This window comes from Acidovorax sp. 99 (genome assembly GCF_003096455.1).
In the GTDB taxonomy this organism is placed as follows: domain Bacteria; phylum Pseudomonadota; class Gammaproteobacteria; order Burkholderiales; family Burkholderiaceae_C; genus Acidovorax; species Acidovorax delafieldii.
In genome coordinates, this window is record NZ_QEKU01000001.1 from 3,434,755 (window position 1) to 3,450,825 (window position 16,071).

The 16,071-nt window shown below is 62.3% G+C and carries 19 protein-coding genes; 14 read left to right on the forward strand and 5 right to left on the reverse strand.

What is annotated here, in order from left to right:
* The 6 genes from C8C95_RS15990 to C8C95_RS16015 all read left to right on the forward strand — a co-directional run bounded on the left by C8C95_RS15990 (nucleotide 1) and on the right by C8C95_RS16015 (nucleotide 5,054).
* Nucleotides 1–1,077 carry an ABC transporter ATP-binding protein gene (locus C8C95_RS15990; protein WP_056061055.1) on the forward strand — a complete coding sequence of 359 codons (1,077 nt, stop codon included), beginning with the start codon at nucleotides 1–3 and terminating at the stop codon, nucleotides 1,075–1,077.
* Nucleotides 1,078–1,097: 20 nt separating this feature from the next.
* On the forward strand, nucleotides 1,098–1,892 hold the full coding sequence (locus C8C95_RS15995; RefSeq protein WP_056061058.1) for an ABC transporter ATP-binding protein: 795 nt from the start codon (nucleotides 1,098–1,100) through the stop codon (nucleotides 1,890–1,892).
* Between the two features lie 2 nt (nucleotides 1,893–1,894).
* Nucleotides 1,895–2,623 (forward strand): ABC transporter ATP-binding protein, encoded by a 729-nt coding sequence (locus C8C95_RS16000; RefSeq protein WP_056061060.1) that lies wholly within the window; start codon nucleotides 1,895–1,897, stop codon nucleotides 2,621–2,623.
* A 212-nt stretch (nucleotides 2,624–2,835) separates the two neighbouring features.
* A complete protein-coding gene (locus C8C95_RS16005; protein ID WP_015013099.1) occupies nucleotides 2,836–3,198 on the forward strand; it encodes a DMT family protein in 363 nt (120 codons plus the stop codon).
* 178 nt (nucleotides 3,199–3,376) lie between these two features.
* On the forward strand, nucleotides 3,377–4,024 hold the full coding sequence (locus tag C8C95_RS16010) for a DUF47 domain-containing protein (RefSeq protein ID WP_055403060.1): 648 nt from the start codon (nucleotides 3,377–3,379) through the stop codon (nucleotides 4,022–4,024).
* 19 nt (nucleotides 4,025–4,043) lie between these two features.
* Nucleotides 4,044–5,054 carry an inorganic phosphate transporter gene (locus C8C95_RS16015; RefSeq protein ID WP_116749216.1) on the forward strand — a complete coding sequence of 337 codons (1,011 nt, stop codon included), beginning with the start codon at nucleotides 4,044–4,046 and terminating at the stop codon, nucleotides 5,052–5,054.
* 117 nt (nucleotides 5,055–5,171) lie between these two features.
* Here the strand turns inward: C8C95_RS16015 and C8C95_RS16020 are convergent, their stop codons facing one another.
* Together C8C95_RS16020 and C8C95_RS16025 are read right to left on the reverse strand one after the other, a co-directional pair.
* Entirely contained in the window at nucleotides 5,172–5,618 is a 447-nt protein-coding gene (locus tag C8C95_RS16020; RefSeq protein ID WP_056061068.1) for a TM2 domain-containing protein, read from the reverse strand.
* Nucleotides 5,619–5,628: 10 nt separating this feature from the next.
* A complete protein-coding gene (locus C8C95_RS16025; RefSeq protein ID WP_056061071.1) occupies nucleotides 5,629–6,150 on the reverse strand; it encodes a GNAT family N-acetyltransferase in 522 nt (173 codons plus the stop codon).
* 145 nt (nucleotides 6,151–6,295) lie between these two features.
* Between C8C95_RS16025 and rpsP the strand changes: the two genes are divergently transcribed.
* The 6 genes from rpsP to C8C95_RS16055 all read left to right on the forward strand — a co-directional run bounded on the left by rpsP (nucleotide 6,296) and on the right by C8C95_RS16055 (nucleotide 10,477).
* Complete coding sequence (gene rpsP / locus C8C95_RS16030; RefSeq protein ID WP_015013104.1) at nucleotides 6,296–6,547, forward strand: 30S ribosomal protein S16; 252 nt, start codon at nucleotides 6,296–6,298, stop codon at nucleotides 6,545–6,547.
* Between the two features lie 74 nt (nucleotides 6,548–6,621).
* Nucleotides 6,622–7,194, forward strand: a complete 573-nt coding sequence (gene rimM, locus C8C95_RS16035) for a ribosome maturation factor RimM (RefSeq protein WP_116749217.1) — start codon at nucleotides 6,622–6,624, stop codon at nucleotides 7,192–7,194.
* 24 nt (nucleotides 7,195–7,218) lie between these two features.
* Nucleotides 7,219–7,977 (forward strand): tRNA (guanosine(37)-N1)-methyltransferase TrmD, encoded by a 759-nt coding sequence (gene trmD / locus C8C95_RS16040; protein ID WP_116749218.1) that lies wholly within the window; start codon nucleotides 7,219–7,221, stop codon nucleotides 7,975–7,977.
* A gap of 128 nt (nucleotides 7,978–8,105) precedes the next feature.
* The gene (gene rplS, locus C8C95_RS16045) at nucleotides 8,106–8,489 is read left to right on the forward strand and encodes a 50S ribosomal protein L19 (protein ID WP_056061081.1); all 384 of its coding nucleotides are present in this window, start codon (nucleotides 8,106–8,108) and stop codon (nucleotides 8,487–8,489) included.
* Between the two features lie 90 nt (nucleotides 8,490–8,579).
* Nucleotides 8,580–9,302 carry a CoA pyrophosphatase gene (locus C8C95_RS16050; RefSeq protein ID WP_207780609.1) on the forward strand — a complete coding sequence of 241 codons (723 nt, stop codon included), beginning with the start codon at nucleotides 8,580–8,582 and terminating at the stop codon, nucleotides 9,300–9,302.
* Nucleotides 9,303–9,490: 188 nt separating this feature from the next.
* The gene (locus tag C8C95_RS16055; protein ID WP_116749219.1) at nucleotides 9,491–10,477 is read left to right on the forward strand and encodes a CobD/CbiB family protein; all 987 of its coding nucleotides are present in this window, start codon (nucleotides 9,491–9,493) and stop codon (nucleotides 10,475–10,477) included.
* Nucleotides 10,478–10,526: 49 nt separating this feature from the next.
* Here the strand turns inward: C8C95_RS16055 and rsgA are convergent, their stop codons facing one another.
* The 3 genes from rsgA to C8C95_RS16070 are packed head-to-tail and all read right to left on the reverse strand — an operon-like array spanning nucleotide 10,527 to nucleotide 13,126.
* Nucleotides 10,527–11,471, reverse strand: a complete 945-nt coding sequence (gene rsgA / locus C8C95_RS16060) for a ribosome small subunit-dependent GTPase A (RefSeq protein ID WP_116749220.1) — start codon at nucleotides 11,469–11,471, stop codon at nucleotides 10,527–10,529.
* 12 nt (nucleotides 11,472–11,483) lie between these two features.
* Nucleotides 11,484–11,822: a 4a-hydroxytetrahydrobiopterin dehydratase gene (locus tag C8C95_RS16065; RefSeq protein ID WP_056747489.1), complete on the reverse strand. Its 339-nt coding sequence runs from the start codon at nucleotides 11,820–11,822 to the stop codon at nucleotides 11,484–11,486.
* Nucleotides 11,819–13,126: a M48 family metallopeptidase gene (locus tag C8C95_RS16070; RefSeq protein WP_116750315.1), complete on the reverse strand. Its 1,308-nt coding sequence runs from the start codon at nucleotides 13,124–13,126 to the stop codon at nucleotides 11,819–11,821. The genes C8C95_RS16065 and C8C95_RS16070 overlap by 4 nt, the downstream gene beginning before the upstream one ends.
* A gap of 37 nt (nucleotides 13,127–13,163) precedes the next feature.
* Here C8C95_RS16070 and orn point away from each other — a divergent pair, with 37 nt between their 5' ends.
* Together orn and C8C95_RS16080 are read left to right on the forward strand one after the other, a co-directional pair.
* The gene (gene orn / locus C8C95_RS16075) at nucleotides 13,164–13,757 is read left to right on the forward strand and encodes an oligoribonuclease (RefSeq protein WP_116750314.1); all 594 of its coding nucleotides are present in this window, start codon (nucleotides 13,164–13,166) and stop codon (nucleotides 13,755–13,757) included.
* Between the two features lie 390 nt (nucleotides 13,758–14,147).
* Nucleotides 14,148–16,016 carry a DEAD/DEAH box helicase gene (locus C8C95_RS16080; protein WP_116749221.1) on the forward strand — a complete coding sequence of 623 codons (1,869 nt, stop codon included), beginning with the start codon at nucleotides 14,148–14,150 and terminating at the stop codon, nucleotides 16,014–16,016.
* The last annotated feature ends 55 nt before the right edge of the window (nucleotides 16,017–16,071 follow it).

Sequence of the window (16,071 nt, forward strand, 5' to 3'; positions counted from 1 at the left end):
ATGAAGAACACCAAAACCAACTGGATCATCGGCGCCGTCGCGCTGCTGGTGCTGCCGCTGATCCTGCAATCCTTCGGCAACGCCTGGGTGCGTATCGCCGACCTGGCCCTGCTGTACGTGCTGCTGGCCCTGGGCCTGAACATCGTGGTGGGCTACGCCGGCCTGCTGGACCTGGGCTACGTGGCGTTCTACGCCGTGGGCGCCTACCTGTTTGCCTTGATGGCTTCGCCGCACTTGGCGGACAACTTTGCGGCGTTTGCCGCTATGTTCCCCAACGGGCTGCACACCTCGCTGTGGATCGTGATACCGGTGGCGGCTTTGTTAGCGGCGTTCTTTGGCGCCATGCTGGGGGCGCCCACGCTGAAGCTACGCGGTGACTACCTGGCCATCGTGACGCTGGGCTTCGGCGAAATCATCCGCATCTTCCTGAACAACCTGGACCACCCCGTCAACCTGACCAACGGCCCCAAGGGCCTGGGTCAGATCGACTCGGTCAAGATCTTCGGCCTGGACCTGGGCAAACGCTTGGAGGTGTTCGGTTTCGACATCAATTCCGTCACGCTGTACTACTACCTGTTCCTGACCCTGGTGGTGGTGTCCATCATCATCTGCTACCGCCTGCAGGACTCGCGCATCGGCCGCGCCTGGATGGCCATCCGTGAAGATGAAATCGCTGCCAAGGCGATGGGCATCAACACCCGCAACATGAAGCTGCTGGCCTTCGGTATGGGGGCTTCGTTCGGCGGCGTGTCGGGTGCGATGTTCGGTGCGTTCCAGGGCTTTGTGTCGCCCGAGTCGTTCAGCCTGATGGAGTCGGTCATGATCGTCGCCATGGTGGTGCTGGGCGGTATCGGCCACATTCCTGGCGTGATCCTGGGCGCCGTGCTGCTGTCGGCCCTGCCCGAAGTGCTGCGCTATGTGGCAGGCCCTCTGCAGGCCATGACGGACGGTCGCCTGGACTCCGCCATCCTGCGCCAGCTGCTGATCGCGCTGGCCATGATCATCATCATGCTGATGCGTCCCCGTGGTCTGTGGCCTGCGCCCGACCATGGCAAGAGCCTCACGCAGAAGACCTGAACACCGCAGAAAGTTAGAACATGGCAGAGAACATTCAGAAATCAGCCAGCGACGTGGTGCTGCGGGTTGCGGGCATTTCCAAGCGCTTCGGCGGCCTGCAAGCCCTCTCCGACGTGGGCATCACCATTGAGCGAGGCCAGGTGTATGGCCTGATTGGCCCGAACGGCGCAGGCAAGACCACGTTCTTCAACGTGATCACCGGCCTGTACACCCCCGACAGCGGTACCTTTGAACTGGCTGGCAAGCCTTACGAGCCGACGGCCGTGCACGAAGTGGCCAAGGCAGGCATTGCGCGCACCTTCCAGAACATCCGCCTGTTTGCAGAAATGACGGCACTGGAAAACGTGATGGTGGGCCGCCACATCCGTACCAAGTCTGGCCTGCTGGGCGCTGTGCTGCGCACCAAGGGCTTCAAGGAAGAAGAGCTGGCCATCGCCAAGCGCGCACAGGAACTGCTCGACTACGTGGGCATTGGCAAGTTTGCCGACTACAAGGCGCGCACCCTGAGCTATGGCGACCAGCGCCGCCTGGAGATCGCCCGGGCCCTGGCCACCGATCCGCAACTGATTGCGCTGGACGAGCCCGCCGCCGGCATGAACGCCACCGAGAAGGTGCTGCTGCGCGAGCTGATCGACCGCATCCGCAAAGACAACCGCACCATCTTGCTCATCGAGCACGACGTGAAGCTGGTGATGGGCCTGTGCGACCGTGTGACGGTGCTCGACTATGGCAAGCAGATCGCCGAAGGCAACCCTGCCGAAGTGCAGAAGAACGAAAAAGTGATTGAGGCCTATCTGGGCACCGGAGGACATTGAGAATGGCCGAAAAATCCAACAAGGTACTGCTGCAGGTCAAGGGCCTGAAAGTGGCCTACGGCGGTATCCAGGCCGTGAAGGGCGTGGACTTCGAAGTGCGTGAAGGCGAGCTGGTCTCGCTGATCGGCTCCAACGGCGCCGGCAAGACCACCACCATGAAGGCCATCACTGGCACCCTGGCCATGAACGACGGCGACATCGAGTACCTGGGCGAAAGCATCAAGGGCAAGGGAGCCTGGGACCTGGTGAAAAAGGGCCTGGTCATGGTGCCGGAAGGCCGCGGCGTGTTCGCGCGCATGACCATCACCGAAAACCTGCAGATGGGCGCCTACACACGCTCCGACAAAGCGGGCATCCTGGCCGACATCGAGAAGATGTTCACCATCTTCCCGCGCCTGCGCGAGCGCAAGGACCAGCTGGCCGGCACCATGTCGGGCGGCGAACAGCAGATGCTGGCCATGGGCCGTGCGCTGATGAGCCAGCCCAAGGTGCTGCTGCTGGACGAGCCCTCGATGGGCCTGTCCCCCATCATGGTGGACAAGATCTTTGAAGTGGTGCGCGACGTGTACGCGCTGGGCGTGACCATCGTGCTGGTGGAGCAGAACGCCAGCCGCGCGCTGGCGATTGCCGACCGCGGCTACGTGATGGAGTCCGGCCTGATCACCATGTCGGGCCCTGGCCAGCAGTTGCTCAATGACCCCAAGGTGCGCGCTGCCTACCTGGGCGAATAAGCGACCGCAAGCCTGCGCACCGCTGGTGTGGTGCGGCGGCTGTCCAGCAAGGCACTCCCTCGGGAGTGCCTTTTTTGTGTCTGTTGGTGGGGGTGGTGTTGCAGTAAACTGCTATTAAAAATATAGCTGACAAGGTATGTAACTCCAGCACAATCGATCGGTTTTGTTCATAATCGGCCGCTTCGTTCACTCCCCCAGCCTGCCGCTCCACCATGAACGCGCTCCAATCCCTGCCTATTTCTTTGCAAACGGTATTGCTGCTCACTGCCAGCAATATCTTCATGACCTTTGCGTGGTACGGCCACCTGAAGAACCTGGCGTCTTCGCCGTGGTATGTCGCGGCCCTCGTCAGCTGGGGTATCGCGCTGTTTGAATACCTGTTGCAGGTGCCGGCCAACCGCATTGGCTTCACCCAGTTCAACGTGGGGCAGCTCAAGATCATGCAAGAGGTCATCACGCTGGGCGTGTTTGTGCCCTTCGCCGTGTTCTACATGGGGCAACCCCTGAAGTGGGACTACCTCTGGGCGGGGTTGTGCCTGGTGGGGGCGGTGTATTTCATCTTCCGGGGCGCCTGAAGACACAGGGCCTGAACGGACGGCGTGTCGTCGCCCACGGCGCCGTGCGCATGACTGCATGAGGCAGCGGCATCAGTCCCTGCAGGGCGCACGGTTAAACTCGCCGGGTCACGAAAGCGTCATGGTTCTGTCATGGCGCGGCCTTTTCTCACCATTCGTTCCCGATCCAGGAGTCTCCATGCTGTTTGCCAAGCTGTTGCCACGCGAAGGCAATTTTTTCGAAATGTTCAACCAGCATGCGGACCGCATCGTCGAGGCGGCCCGGGCCTTCTCGCAACTGGTGGCCAACTACAGCGACCCGCACCTGCGCGACAAGTACAACCAGGATGTGGACAACGCCGAGCGTGCCGCCGACCGAGTGACGCACGAGGTGAACAAGGCCATCCACAAGACCTTCATCACCCCCATCGACCGTGAGCAGATCCACACGCTGATCAACACCATGGACGATGTGGCCGACCTGATCCAGGACTCAGCTGAAACCATGGCGCTGTACGACGTGCGCCACATGACGGAAGAAATCACCCGCCTCACGGACCTGAGTCTCAAGTGCTGCGAGCGCCTGCGCGATGCCGTCAAGCTGCTCGACAAGATCGCCGACCCGGCTGTGGCCGAGGCCGCGCTCAAGACCTGCGAGGAGATCGACAAGCTCGAATCCGACGCCGACCGTGTGATGCGCAGCGCCATGAGCAAGCTGTTCCGCGAGGAGCCCGATGTCCGCGAGGTGATCAAGCTCAAGGCCATCTACGAACTGCTGGAGACGATCACCGACAAGTGCGAGGACGTGGCCAACTGCATCGAGGGCATCGTCCTCGAGAACTCCTGATCCGCGCAGGCTGACCAGTATGGAAACCGTACAGACGGCCCTCTGGGTTGTGGTTCTGCTTGTGGCCCTGGCAATCCTGTTCGACTTCATGAACGGGTTCCACGACGCGGCCAATTCGATCGCCACGGTGGTCTCCACCGGCGTGCTCAAGCCCGCGCAGGCGGTGCTGTTTGCCGCCTTCTTCAACTTTGTGGCGATTTTTGTCTTTCACCTGAGCGTGGCAGCGACGGTGGGCAAGGGCATCGTGCAGCCCGGCATTGTGGACACGCACGTGGTGTTTGGCGCCCTGGTGGGCGCGATCACATGGAACGTGATCACCTGGTACTACGGCATCCCCAGCAGCTCCTCGCACGCCCTCATCGGCGGCATTGTGGGCGCTGTGATTGCCAAGGCCGGTGCGGGTGCGCTGATCTCGGCGGGCATCCTCAAAACCGTGGCGTTCATCTTTGTCTCGCCGCTGCTGGGTTTTGCGCTGGGCTCGCTCATGATGGTGGCCGTGGCCTGGATCTTCCGGCGTACGCGCCCGAGCAAGGTGGACAAGTGGTTCCGCCGGTTGCAGCTGTTGTCTGCGGGCGCCTACAGCCTGGGCCACGGCGGCAACGATGCGCAAAAGACCATCGGCATCATCTGGCTGCTGCTGATTGCCACCGGGTATGCGTCGGCGTCTGACGCCTCGCCACCCACCTGGGCCATCATCAGCTGCTACGTGGCCATCGGCCTGGGCACCATGTTTGGCGGCTGGCGCATCGTCAAAACCATGGGCCAGAAGATCACCAAGCTCAAGCCGGTGGGCGGCTTCTGCGCCGAAACGGGTGGGGCACTGACCTTGTTCCTGGCCACCACACTGGGTATTCCGGTGTCCACCACGCACACTATCACGGGCGCCATCGTCGGCGTGGGCTCCACGCAGCGCGCCAGCGCCGTGCGCTGGGGCGTGGCCGGCAACATCATCTGGGCGTGGATTCTGACCATCCCAGCGAGCGCCTTTGTGGCCGCCGTCGCCTACTGGATCAGCCTGCAGCTGTTCTGACGGCGGAGCTGTTGTGAATGCTATTAAATAGATAGCATTCAAGGCAATCAATACTAGCGCATACGCCCCATTGAGTGTGAATTCGATGGGGCGTTTGCATTGGCGCCTGCCAGTGGATCACTGCGAGATCTTGCGCGCTTCCTCGATCTGGTACTCAAAGTACCGCTGGAAACTGAACGCCAGGCTGGCCATCAGTACCGTGGTACCGATCAGCAGGGACACCACGATGGCGCCCACGGTGATCCATTGCGTCCTGCCCGGCGCGGCGTCCGGTGCGGCGCTGGGGTTGTAGCGCGCATTCCATGCCTCGGGTGTCATCAGCGCGTACAGGATGGCACGCAGCGCACAGGCGGCAATCGTGAAGCCCAGCAGCGGTATCAGTACCCAGCTGTAGTGGTCGTCCTGGCCGAGTTGCTGCACCCGCTGAATGCCATAGATGCCCAGCGCCGTGGGGATGGGCAACAACCAGCCGAGCATGTCGGACAGGCCATGAAGGTAAAAGCGGTGCAGGCCCAGGGGTCCGCCGACAAAGGCGAGCCAGGCGGCTACGGTTTTGTTTTTCATGGGTGCCGCGCTATTCGGGAGAAGTGGTGTCGCCCGCGCCCAGGGTCTTTTCCATGAGCACGATGTCGCGCCAGGCGCCGAACTTCCAGCCCACCGAGCGCATGATGCCCACATCGGTGAAGCCCAGGGCCCGGTGTACGCCGATCGAGCCTGCGTTGGCAGAGTCTCCAATCACCGCCAGCAGCTTGCGCACGCCAGCCGCTTCGGCCTGTACCGCCAGCTCGGCCAGCAGCTTGCGGCCCAGGCCCATGCCGCGGGCCTGATCGGCCACGTAGATCGAGTCTTCGGCCGAGAAACGGTAGGCCGGGCGGGGCTTGAACCAGTTGGCATAGGCAAAGCCCAGCACTTGACCGTCTTTCTCCGCAACCAGCCAGGGCAGGCCACGCGCCAGCACGTCAGCGCGGCGGCTTGCCATGTCGGCTTCGGAGGGGGGATCTATCTCGAAGGTGCCCGTGCCGTGGAGCACATGGTGTTGGTAAATGGCCGTGATGGCAGGAATATCGCTGTCAGTGCTGGGGCGGATAGAGGGCATTTTGGGGAAATGGATATAATCGCAGGCTTTGCAGCGTGTCGCTGGCCGGGTGGCCATGTCGCGTGTCTCAAGCGTTGCGAATATGGTTGCGAACACTGTGGCTTACGGCAAATGTTGCCGGAGTTCACCACCCGAAGGATAAATCATGGTCGTCATTCGACTCTCCCGCGGCGGCTCCAAGGGCCGTCCTTTCTTCAACATCGTCGTTGCTGACAAGCGCGTGCGCCGTGATGGCCGCTTCATCGAGCGCATCGGCTTCTACAACCCCACCGCCAAGGAATCTGAAGAAGGCCTGCGCATCGTGCAAGACCGTCTGGCTTACTGGGTGGGCGTTGGCGCCCAGTCCTCCCCCACGGTGGACCGCCTGATCAAGCAAGCCGCCAAGAAGGCTGCTTAAAGCTCCCTGAAAAGGGCGGGTTCCGTCGGCTGGTCTGGCGGAACCCGCCCTTTTCTCATTCTGGATTCACTGCCATGGCCACCACACCGTTGACCCTCGAACCTGCAGAACTGCCTGCCGACGCCGTTGAAGTGGGGCGCATCGCAGATGCCTGGGGCATCAAGGGCTGGTTCAAGGTGCTGTCGCACAGCAGCAATCCCGAGGCGCTTTTTTCGTCCAAACGCTGGTATTTGCAGCCCTCCGAGCGTGGTGCCAAGACCTTCAGCGGCACCGTGCTGCTGCCCATCCGCCAGGCCAAGGATCATTCGGACTCCGTGGTGGCCTGGGCGCAGGGCATTGATGACCGCAATGGTGCAGAGGCGTTGCGCGGTGCGCGGATTTTTGTGCCGCGATCCAGTTTTCCATCCACCTCCGAAGACGAGTACTACTGGGTCGATCTGATCGGTCTGTCGGTCTTCAACCGTGAAGGTGTGGCGCTGGGCGAGGTGCGCGAGTTGATGTCCACCGGTCCACAGACCGTGCTGGTGCTGGCCTATGAGCAGGACGGCAAGGCACAGGAGCGCATGATTCCGTTTGTCTCGGCCTTCGTGGACAAGGTGGATCTGGCCGAAAAACGCATCACTGTGGACTGGCAGCCCGACTACTGACCGCGCCGTCACGAGCCGCGCCCTATGCGCTTTGACATCATCACCCTCTTTCCCGAGCTGTTCGCGCCTTTCCTGGTGAGCGGTGTGACCCGGCGTGCCTATGCCAGCGGCCAGGTCGATGTGCGCCTGTGGAACCCACGCGACTACGCCGACGGCAACTACCGCCGGGTGGATGACCGCCCGTTTGGCGGTGGCCCGGGCATGGTGATGATGGCTGAGCCCCTGGCGCGGTGCCTTGCGGCCATCCGGGCAGAGCGTGGTGAGCCCGAGGGCGGCGAGGCGCCGCTGGTTCTTTTTTCTCCCATTGGCGAATCGCTGAACCACGCCGCCGTGGAGCGCTGGTCTGCCAGCGAGGGGGCCGTGTTGCTGTGTGGACGCTATGAAGGCATAGACCAGCGGTTCATTGACACCCATGTGAATGTTCAGATGAGCCTGGGCGACTTCGTGCTCTCGGGCGGCGAGATTGCCGCCATGGCGCTGCTGGACGCCGTGGCGCGCCTGCAGCCCGGGGTGCTCAACGATGAGGGCAGCCACCAGCTCGACAGCTTCAATCCCGCGCTCGATGGCCTGCTGGACTGCCCGCATTACACGCGGCCCGAAGAGTGGGCAGGGCAGCAGGTGCCTTCGGCCCTCATGTCGGGTCACCATGCGCAGATCGAGCGCTGGCGGCGTGATCAGCGCCTGGCCACCACGGCCCGCCACCGGCCTGATCTCATCGATGCCGCGCGCAAAGCGGGGCGTTTGGCACCCGCCGATGAAGCCGTATTGGCCAAGCTCGGCTGAATTGCTATAATCAAAGGCTTTTCGATCCTCTGGCCGGCCGTTTTGACTGGGAGTTCTCCCGCAAAACACTGAGACGTCAATCCCGACGCAGCCATTTTTGGCGCGGACAAGATCACTAGGAAACTCACATGAACCTGATCCAGACCCTGGAAGCGGAAGAAATTGCCCGCTTGAACAAGACCATCCCCGAATTCGCCCCTGGTGACACCGTCATCGTGAGCGTGAACGTGGTGGAAGGTACCCGCAAGCGTGTGCAGGCTTACGAAGGCGTGGTGATTGCCAAGCGCAATCGCGGCCTGAACAGCGGCTTCACCGTGCGCAAGATCTCCAGCGGCGAAGGCGTGGAGCGTACGTTCCAGACCTACAGCCCGCTGATCGCCAGCATCGAAGTCAAGCGCCGCGGTGATGTGCGCCGTGCCAAGCTGTACTACCTGCGTGACCGCAGCGGCAAGTCGGCACGTATCAAGGAAAAGCTGCCTTCGCGCGTCAAGGCTGCTGCTACCGCCGCTTAATTCAAGCAAGGCGAGGGCCTATCCTGACAAGCCGCTACAGCATCTGCCTGTAGCGGCTTTTTGTTTTTTGGTCCGTGGAACCTGCTTTTTGTGAACCCTTCTTCTCCTCCTGCTGTCTCATCGGTCATTGCGCCTCTGTCGAGCCTGCCCGACTTTGACCCTCGCATGGTGCCGGTGGTCGGGGTGGATGCGCACCTGCCCGCCGTGCCCCTGGCTGTGCAGACGCCCGATGCGCTGCGTGCGCGTTTTGCACAGCCACCCCAGTGGGAGCCGGAGGTGGTGCTGGAAAAGAAGTTCATGAACCGCGAGCCAGCCCACGCGTCCGTGTTGCTGGCGATCGTGTTGCGCGAGCAACCCATGGTGCTGTTGACGGAGCGCACCGCACATCTGTCCACCCATTCCGGGCAGGTGGCCTTCCCGGGCGGGCGGGCTGATCCGGAAGACGCCAGTGCTGCTGAAACCGCCTTGCGCGAAGCGCAGGAGGAGGTGGGTCTGGACCGTGAATTTGTCGAGGTACTGGGGACCTTGCCCACCTACGTGACCGGCTCGTCATTCATCATCACCCCGGTGGTCGCCCTGGTGCAGCCGGACTGTGTGCTTCGGCCCAACCCGTATGAGGTGGCCGACCTGTTTGAGGTACCGCTGGCCTTTTTGCTCGACCCGGCTCACCATCGCCGCCATGTGTTTGACCGCGATGGCGTGTACCGCGAGTGGTTCTCCATGCCCTACCAGCAAGGCGATAAGACCCACTTCATCTGGGGCGCCACGGCTGGCATGCTGCGCAATTTCTATCGGTTCATGATGGCTGAATGAAGCACCCCTGAGGCGCTTCGCGCGGATGCACCCGGTGTGTGGCAGCGCGACCCTCACATGGGGCTCTGGCTTCGGCCATGTGGGCTTTGAGGGCTGCGGGTGGGGTCCCCGCTTCATTGGAGGATGTGTTGCTGAGGTTCGGCGGAATCACGTGCTCCCGTGGCTTGGCGCCAGTATCATTGCCCCCCATGAGTTTCTTTGCCATCCTGTTCGCTCTGCTGATCGAGCAGGCACGCCCTCTGGCTCGCAGCAATCCCATCCACGCGGGGCTGCGTGCATGGGCCTTGTCCGTGAGCCGCAATTTCGACGCGGGCAAATCGCACCACGGGTGGGTGGCGTGGAGCCTCGCGGTACTCGTTCCTGCACTGGTCACACTGGGCATCCACTGGCTGCTGCTGTGGGGTCTCGGCTGGCCGTTTGCGGTGCTCTGGAGCGTGGCGGTGCTGTATGTCACGCTGGGTTTTCGGCAGTTCAGCCACCACTTCACCGGCATCCGCGATGCGCTGGAAGAGGGTGACGAAGACGCGGCGCGCGAGCGCCTCGCGCACTGGCAACAGGTGGATGTGGGCGCCCTGCCGCGCAGCGAGATCGTGCGCCATGTGATCGAGTATTCGGTGCTGGCTGCGCACCGGCATGTATTTGGCGTGTTGGCGTGGTTCTCGGTGCTGGCTGCGCTGGGTCTGGGGCCGACGGGGGCGGTGCTGTATCGCCTGGCTGAATTTGTCTCTCGCTACTGGCATTACAAGCAGCGCACCGGCGCATTGCCCGCCAGCAAGTCCTTGCAGCAGGCGTCCGCCCAGGCCTGGACTGCCATCGACTGGTTGCCTGCGCGGCTCACGGCGCTGAGCTTTGCGGTGGTCGGCAGTTTTGAAGAAGCGATTGAAGGCTGGCGTTTTCATGCGCAGCGGTTTCCCAACGACAACGATGGTGTGGTTCTTGCCGCCACTGCAGGGGCCATCAATGTGCGCCTGGGCGGTGAGGCGTTGAAGGCGCGCACCGAGTTGCATGCGCCACAGGGTCTGGAGATTGATGCCGACATGGGCGACAGCGACTCCACCCCCGGCCGCGAGCCTGAAGTAGGCCACCTTCGCAGCGTGGTGGGCCTGGTGTGGCGCTCGGTGGTGGTCTGGATGCTGCTGCTGGCGCTGTTGACGCTGGCCCGGTTGCTCGGCTAGCCCGTTCACCTGTCGCGCCATCTCGCGTGGCGCCGCTGGCATACGCCGGTCAATACCGGGTGTGACTCAGCTCTTCAAATAAATCGCTATATATTTTGTAGCGAGAAGGGCTTATTGCTCCAGCGCCTTGGCCCTTTTTGACTGCATCCAGCACGCCGCACCCCGGCTCATGCAGGTGGGTGCAGTTGTAGAACTTGCAGGCCGTTGCATGCTCGGCGATGTCGGGCATACAGGCCGCCAGCTGCATGGGGGCGATATGGTGCAGCCCGAATTCCTGGAACCCTGGCGAGTCGATCAGTGCCGTGGTGCGCGCCGCATCCATCCAGTACCAGTGCGTGCTGGTGGTGGTGTGTTTGCCTGAGTTCAGGGCCTGCGAGATTTCTCCGGTCAGCACCGAGGCGCCCGGCACCAGCAGGTTGATCAGCGTGCTCTTGCCGGACCCCGACGGGCCCAGCACCAGCGTGGTCTTGCCCTGCAAGTGTTCCATCAGCAGGGCGCGGTCCACATCGCTGGACAGCGCCAGAGATAGCGGCAGCACGCCATAGTGTTTGCCTGCGCCCATGTGCCGGTACGGCAGCAGTCGCTCCCATGCGCGGGCGAAGGGTTCGACTAGATCACTCTTGTTGAGTGCAATGATGGGTTTGATGCCCTCCGCCTCTGCAGCAATCAAAGCCCGTGATAGCTGGCTTTCGGAGAACACCGGTTCCGCCGCAATCAGGATGAGCACCTGATCGAGGTTGGCGGCGAAAGATTTGGTGCGAATCTCGTCCTGTCGGTAGAACAGGTTGCGCCGTTCCTTGACCTTTTCGATGGTGCCTTCTTCGCCTTGCCCGGGCGGCGGTGCCTGCCATAGCACATGGTCGCCAACGACGGCCTGGCTTTTTTTACCGCGGGGGTGGCAGATGCGGCGCTCCCCATCCGGGGTCTCGACCATACAGTGGCGCCCATGGCTGGCCACCACGGTACCTTCCATGAGGGCGCTGCGTTCAGCCATGGTGGGCCGGCCTCACAGTGCGACCAGTGCGTCGAACTGGGTGGCGCACTCGAAGTCGGTGCTGGAGATGCCATGCACGTCGTGCGTGTTCAGTCGCACTACGCAGCGGTTGTAGTGCACAGACAGATCGGGGTGGTGGTCTTGCGCATTGGCGATGAAAGCCAATGCGTTCACGAACGAGATCGTCTCGTAGTAATTGGCAAAGTGGTAGGTCTTCTCGATGGCGACGTTGGCGCCGTCGCCGCTGAGGCTCCAGCCCTCCAGTTTGGCCAGGTTTGCTACTATTTCTGTAGCTGTCAGTGCGCGGCGGGTCAGCGTAGACCAGTCTTTTTTCTTCAACATGGTAGTCATGGGTGAGCAGGGGTTTGCATGCGCGCCAGCCGTTCTGTGGCGGGTGGATGCGAGTAGTAAAACTTCACGTAGACCGGGTCTGGAGTGAGCGTGGAGGCGTTGTCTTCGTACAGCTTGAGCAAGGCCGACGACAGGTCTGCGCCGCTGGCCTGGGCCGCGGCATACGCGTCTGCCTGGAACTCATGGCGACGCGATTGTTGCGAAAACAGCGGCGAGATGAAGAAGGTAAATACCGGAACGACCAGCATGAAAAGCAGCAGTGCCAGCGCATCATTGGGTGCGGCGGCCATGGCCGGGTCCAGCGAGATGTTGGGCCGCACACCCAGGCCGGTGTAGAACCAGACCTGTGTGGAAAGCCAGCCCAGCAGCGCAAAGCCCGCCAGGCTGAGCGCAAACATCATCACGATGCGCTGGATGATGTGGCGGTGCTTGAAGTGGCCCAGCTCATGGGCCAGCACAGCTTCGACCTCGCCAGGTGCCAGCTGGCGCAGCAGGGTGTCGTAGAACACCACGCGCTTGGCGGCACCAAAGCCTGTGAAATAGGCATTGGCGTGGGCGCTGCGGCGGCTGCCGTCCATCACGAACAGGCCTTTGGCGGAGAAGCCGCAACGCTGCATCAGCGCAGTCACGCGGGCTTTGAGCGATTCATCTTCAAGTGGCTGGAATTTGTTGAACAACGGTGCGATGAAGGTGGGGTAAATCACCATCAGCAGCAGGTTCAAACCCATCCAGAAGCACCAGGCCCACAGCCACCACAGCGGGCCTGCAGCGCCCATCAGCCAGAGGATCAGCGCGGCAATGGGCAGCCCGATGATGGCGCCCACGAGCAGGCCCTTGAGGGCGTCCGCCAGCCACAGGCGCCAGGTCATCTTGTTGAACCCAAACCGTTCTTCCACAACAAACGTCTGGTACAGCGACAGGGGCAGGTCGATCAGGCCGCTGATGGCGGCAAAGGCGACCAGGAATGCCATCTGTTGCCACATGCCGCCGCCCAGCACGCCAAGCAGCGCCTGGTTCAGTGCGTCCAGCCCGCCCAGCAGGGTCCAGCCCAGCAGCACGGCCGCGCCCAGCGCCATCTCCAGCATGCCCAGCCGGGCCTTGGTGATGGTGTAGTCGGCCGCCTTCTGGTGCGCCGCCAAGGCGATGCGCTCGGCAAACGGTACCGGGACCGCAGCGCGATGGCGTGCAACATGCCGGACCTGGCGCGTCGCCAGCCAGAACTTGAGGGCCAGGCCCAGCAGCAGCGCGGCTGCAAAGGCCAAGGTGAACAGCAAAGAGGGGGAAATGTCGTCAGAGGTGGGCATGTGCGGCGAGTTTAGGCCATCGGCGACAATGCGCGCCATGTCAGAAGCCAACAACCTCACCCCTGCCACGCTTGCCAAATCCGACCAGAACCTGGTCTGGCTGGACTGTGAAATGACCGGCCTGGAGCCCGACACCGACCGCCTGCTGGAGATCGCCGTGGTCGTGACCGGTCCGAGCCTGGAACCCCGCGTCGAAGGCCCCGTCTTCGCCATTCACCAGCCGGATGAATTGCTGAACAAGATGGATGCCTGGAACAAAGGCACACACGGCCGCAGCGGCCTTATCGACAAGGTGAAGGCGTCCACGGTGACGGAGGAGGAAGCGGAGCAGAAGATCCTTGCTTTCCTGGCCCAGTACGTGCCCAAGGGCACTGCGCCCATGTGCGGCAACAGCATCGGTCAGGACCGGCGTTTTCTGGTGCGTTATATGCCCAAGCTCGAGCGGTTCTTTCACTACCGCAATGTGGATGTGAGCACGCTCAAGGAGCTGGCCAAGCGCTGGAAGCCCGAGGCATACACCAGCTTCAAGAAAGCGCAAAAACACACGGCCCTGGCCGATGTCCACGAGTCCATCGACGAGCTGGCGCATTACCGTCAGCACCTGTTGGCCGTGGATGTGAAAACGTCTTGAGCCACTGCTTCTCATCCCTTTTGTGAGGGGCGTGAGAGCCCTGGTGAGATCCGCGCCTTTGGTGCGCGTGTTTTACGACGACGCGGGACTGGATTCCTGGCGGAGAAGGCATTGCCACTGGCGAAAAGCAAAGGAGGGTATTGCGGGCAAACCCTTAATCGTGCAATAATCGCTGGCTGCGCAGGAATCCCTCGCAGATTGTGCATCTCCCCTCACACACCGGGCTTGCCAGCCGACTGTCAATCGACAGTGCAGGACTGGCGAATAACGCCCACCCGCTCCGGCCTTCTCTGAGCCAGCGCAGGTTTCGTTTGATGGTTGATGTTTTTTAACCATTTGACGAAGCCAATCGTGGGCTGCGCCCGCGACCGTCTTCGTGAGAGAAAAATCATGACCGACACCTCTTTGGTGCAGGGCGAATTCGCGCCTGCAGATACTTCCTTTGCTGCCGACATTTCCGTGCAGTCTTCTCCCCTGGACGCCGTGGTATCAGCCGTCGAAGCCGATGCGGCTGTGACCGCTGAGCCCAACGGCTTCATCGAGTTGGGCCTGGCCCCTGAACTCGTGCAAGCCGTGGCTGATCTGGGTTACACCCAGCCCACCAGCGTGCAGCTCAAGGCAATCCCTCTGGCGATGGGCGGTGGCAATGACTCCACCAAGTTCATCGACCTCATGGTCTCCAGCCAGACGGGCAGCGGCAAGACCGCCGCCTTCCTCCTGCCTGTGCTGCACACACTGATCAACCAGCAAGCTGCTGCCGAAGCCGAAGAGCGCGCCGCTTTTGAACGCGCCGTGGCCGAAGCCGCTGCCCGTGGCGAACCTGCTCCCAAGCGCGCCAAACGCAAGGACCCTACCAGTTCGCGCAACTTCAAGGCTGCCACCCCTGGTGCCCTGATCCTGTGCCCGACCCGTGAACTGGCGCAGCAAGTCGCGCACGATGCCATCGACCTGGTCAAGCATTGCCGTGGCCTGCGTGTGGCCAACGTGGTGGGTGGCATGCCTTACCAGTTGCAGATCGCCAAACTGCAAAACGCTGACCTCGTGGTGGCGACCCCTGGCCGCCTGCTGGACCTGCAGCGCTCGATGCAAATCAAGCTCGACAAGGTGCAGTTCCTGGTCGTTGACGAAGCGGACCGTATGCTCGACCTGGGCTTCTCGGATGACCTGGCTGAACTGAACCAGCTGACCGCGCAGCGCAAGCAGACCATGATGTTCAGCGCCACATTTGCGCCCCGCATCCAGCAACTGGCCATGCGCGTGATGCACGACGGTGGTTCGTCTGTGCAGAAGGTGACCATCGATTCTCCGCAAGAAAAGCACGCCAACATCAAGCAAGTTCTGTACTGGGCCGACAATGCCCAGCACAAGCGCAAGATGTTGGACCACTGGCTGCGTGACACCACGATTAACCAAGCCATTGTCTTTGCCAGCACCCAGGTGGAGTGCGACGGTTTGGCCAACGACCTGCAGCAAGAAGGCTTCTCGGCTGTCGCTTTGCATGGCGCCCTGAGCCAGGGCCTGCGCAACCGCCGTTTGATGGCGCTGCGCGCTGGTCAGGTGCAGATTCTGGTGGCTACTGACGTGGCAGCACGGGGCATCGACGTGCCTACCATCACCCACGTGTTCAACTTCGGCCTGCCCATGAAGGCTGAGGATTACACCCACCGCATCGGTCGTACCGGCCGTGCGGGCCGCGATGGCCTGGCCATCACGTTTGCCGAGTTCCGCGATCGCCGCAAGATCTACGACATTGAGTCGTACAGCCGCCAGCAGTTCAAGGCCGAAGTGATTCCGGGCATGGAGCCTTCACAGCGCGCTCCGCAGGCACCTCGCGGTGGCGATTTTGGTGGTGGCCGTGGCGCCCCGGGCCGTTCGTATGACAACCGTGATAACCAGTCGCGCGGTCGCTTCGGTGGTCCCGCACGTGGTGGCAATGATCGTGGTGGATTCGGTGGTGGCTTTGCTGGTCGTGACAACCGTGGCGCCCCTGCCCGTGGTGAAGGCGGCGGCGGTTTCGCTGGCCGTGATGACCGTGGCGGCGACCGTGGTTTTGCGCCGCGTCGTGACGGTGACGGTTATGGCCGCAAGCCTGGTTTTGGTGATACAGGCCGTGGTGGCTTTGCTCCTCGTGGCGATGCGGGTGCACCGCGCGGCGATTTCGCTCCTCGCAAGCCTGCATTTGCCAAGCCTGCCGGTGGTGGTGGCAAGCCCTTTGTGGCCCACGATGCCCGCAAGCGTCCTGCACGCCCCGCGCGCTGATAGTTGTGTGGCGCTAGCGCCGCCCTTTGTGCAAAGGCCAGTACCGCAAGGTGCT

Bases quoted from the DNA above. Each gene is read 5' to 3' on its own strand.
- C8C95_RS16010 (WP_055403060.1), top strand. From the start codon at position 3,377: ATGCTGTTTGCCAAGCTGTTGCCACGCGAAGGCAATTTTTTCGAAATG.
- C8C95_RS16020 (WP_056061068.1), bottom strand. From the start codon at position 5,618: ATGAAAAACAAAACCGTAGCCGCCTGGCTCGCCTTTGTCGGCGGACCC.
- rplS (WP_056061081.1), top strand. From the start codon at position 8,106: ATGAACCTGATCCAGACCCTGGAAGCGGAAGAAATTGCCCGCTTGAAC.
- C8C95_RS16005 (WP_015013099.1), top strand. From the start codon at position 2,836: ATGAACGCGCTCCAATCCCTGCCTATTTCTTTGCAAACGGTATTGCTG.
- rsgA (WP_116749220.1), bottom strand. From the start codon at position 11,471: ATGGCTGAACGCAGCGCCCTCATGGAAGGTACCGTGGTGGCCAGCCAT.
- C8C95_RS16055 (WP_116749219.1), top strand. From the start codon at position 9,491: ATGAGTTTCTTTGCCATCCTGTTCGCTCTGCTGATCGAGCAGGCACGC.
- C8C95_RS16065 (WP_056747489.1), bottom strand. From the start codon at position 11,822: ATGACTACCATGTTGAAGAAAAAAGACTGGTCTACGCTGACCCGCCGC.
- rpsP (WP_015013104.1), top strand. From the start codon at position 6,296: ATGGTCGTCATTCGACTCTCCCGCGGCGGCTCCAAGGGCCGTCCTTTC.
- C8C95_RS16000 (WP_056061060.1), top strand. From the start codon at position 1,895: ATGGCCGAAAAATCCAACAAGGTACTGCTGCAGGTCAAGGGCCTGAAA.
- C8C95_RS16015 (WP_116749216.1), top strand. From the start codon at position 4,044: ATGGAAACCGTACAGACGGCCCTCTGGGTTGTGGTTCTGCTTGTGGCC.
- trmD (WP_116749218.1), top strand. From the start codon at position 7,219: ATGCGCTTTGACATCATCACCCTCTTTCCCGAGCTGTTCGCGCCTTTC.
- orn (WP_116750314.1), top strand. From the start codon at position 13,164: ATGTCAGAAGCCAACAACCTCACCCCTGCCACGCTTGCCAAATCCGAC.
- C8C95_RS15990 (WP_056061055.1), top strand. From the start codon at position 1: ATGAAGAACACCAAAACCAACTGGATCATCGGCGCCGTCGCGCTGCTG.
- C8C95_RS15995 (WP_056061058.1), top strand. From the start codon at position 1,098: ATGGCAGAGAACATTCAGAAATCAGCCAGCGACGTGGTGCTGCGGGTT.
- C8C95_RS16080 (WP_116749221.1), top strand. From the start codon at position 14,148: ATGACCGACACCTCTTTGGTGCAGGGCGAATTCGCGCCTGCAGATACT.
- rimM (WP_116749217.1), top strand. From the start codon at position 6,622: ATGGCCACCACACCGTTGACCCTCGAACCTGCAGAACTGCCTGCCGAC.
- C8C95_RS16070 (WP_116750315.1), bottom strand. From the start codon at position 13,126: ATGCCCACCTCTGACGACATTTCCCCCTCTTTGCTGTTCACCTTGGCC.
- C8C95_RS16025 (WP_056061071.1), bottom strand. From the start codon at position 6,150: ATGCCCTCTATCCGCCCCAGCACTGACAGCGATATTCCTGCCATCACG.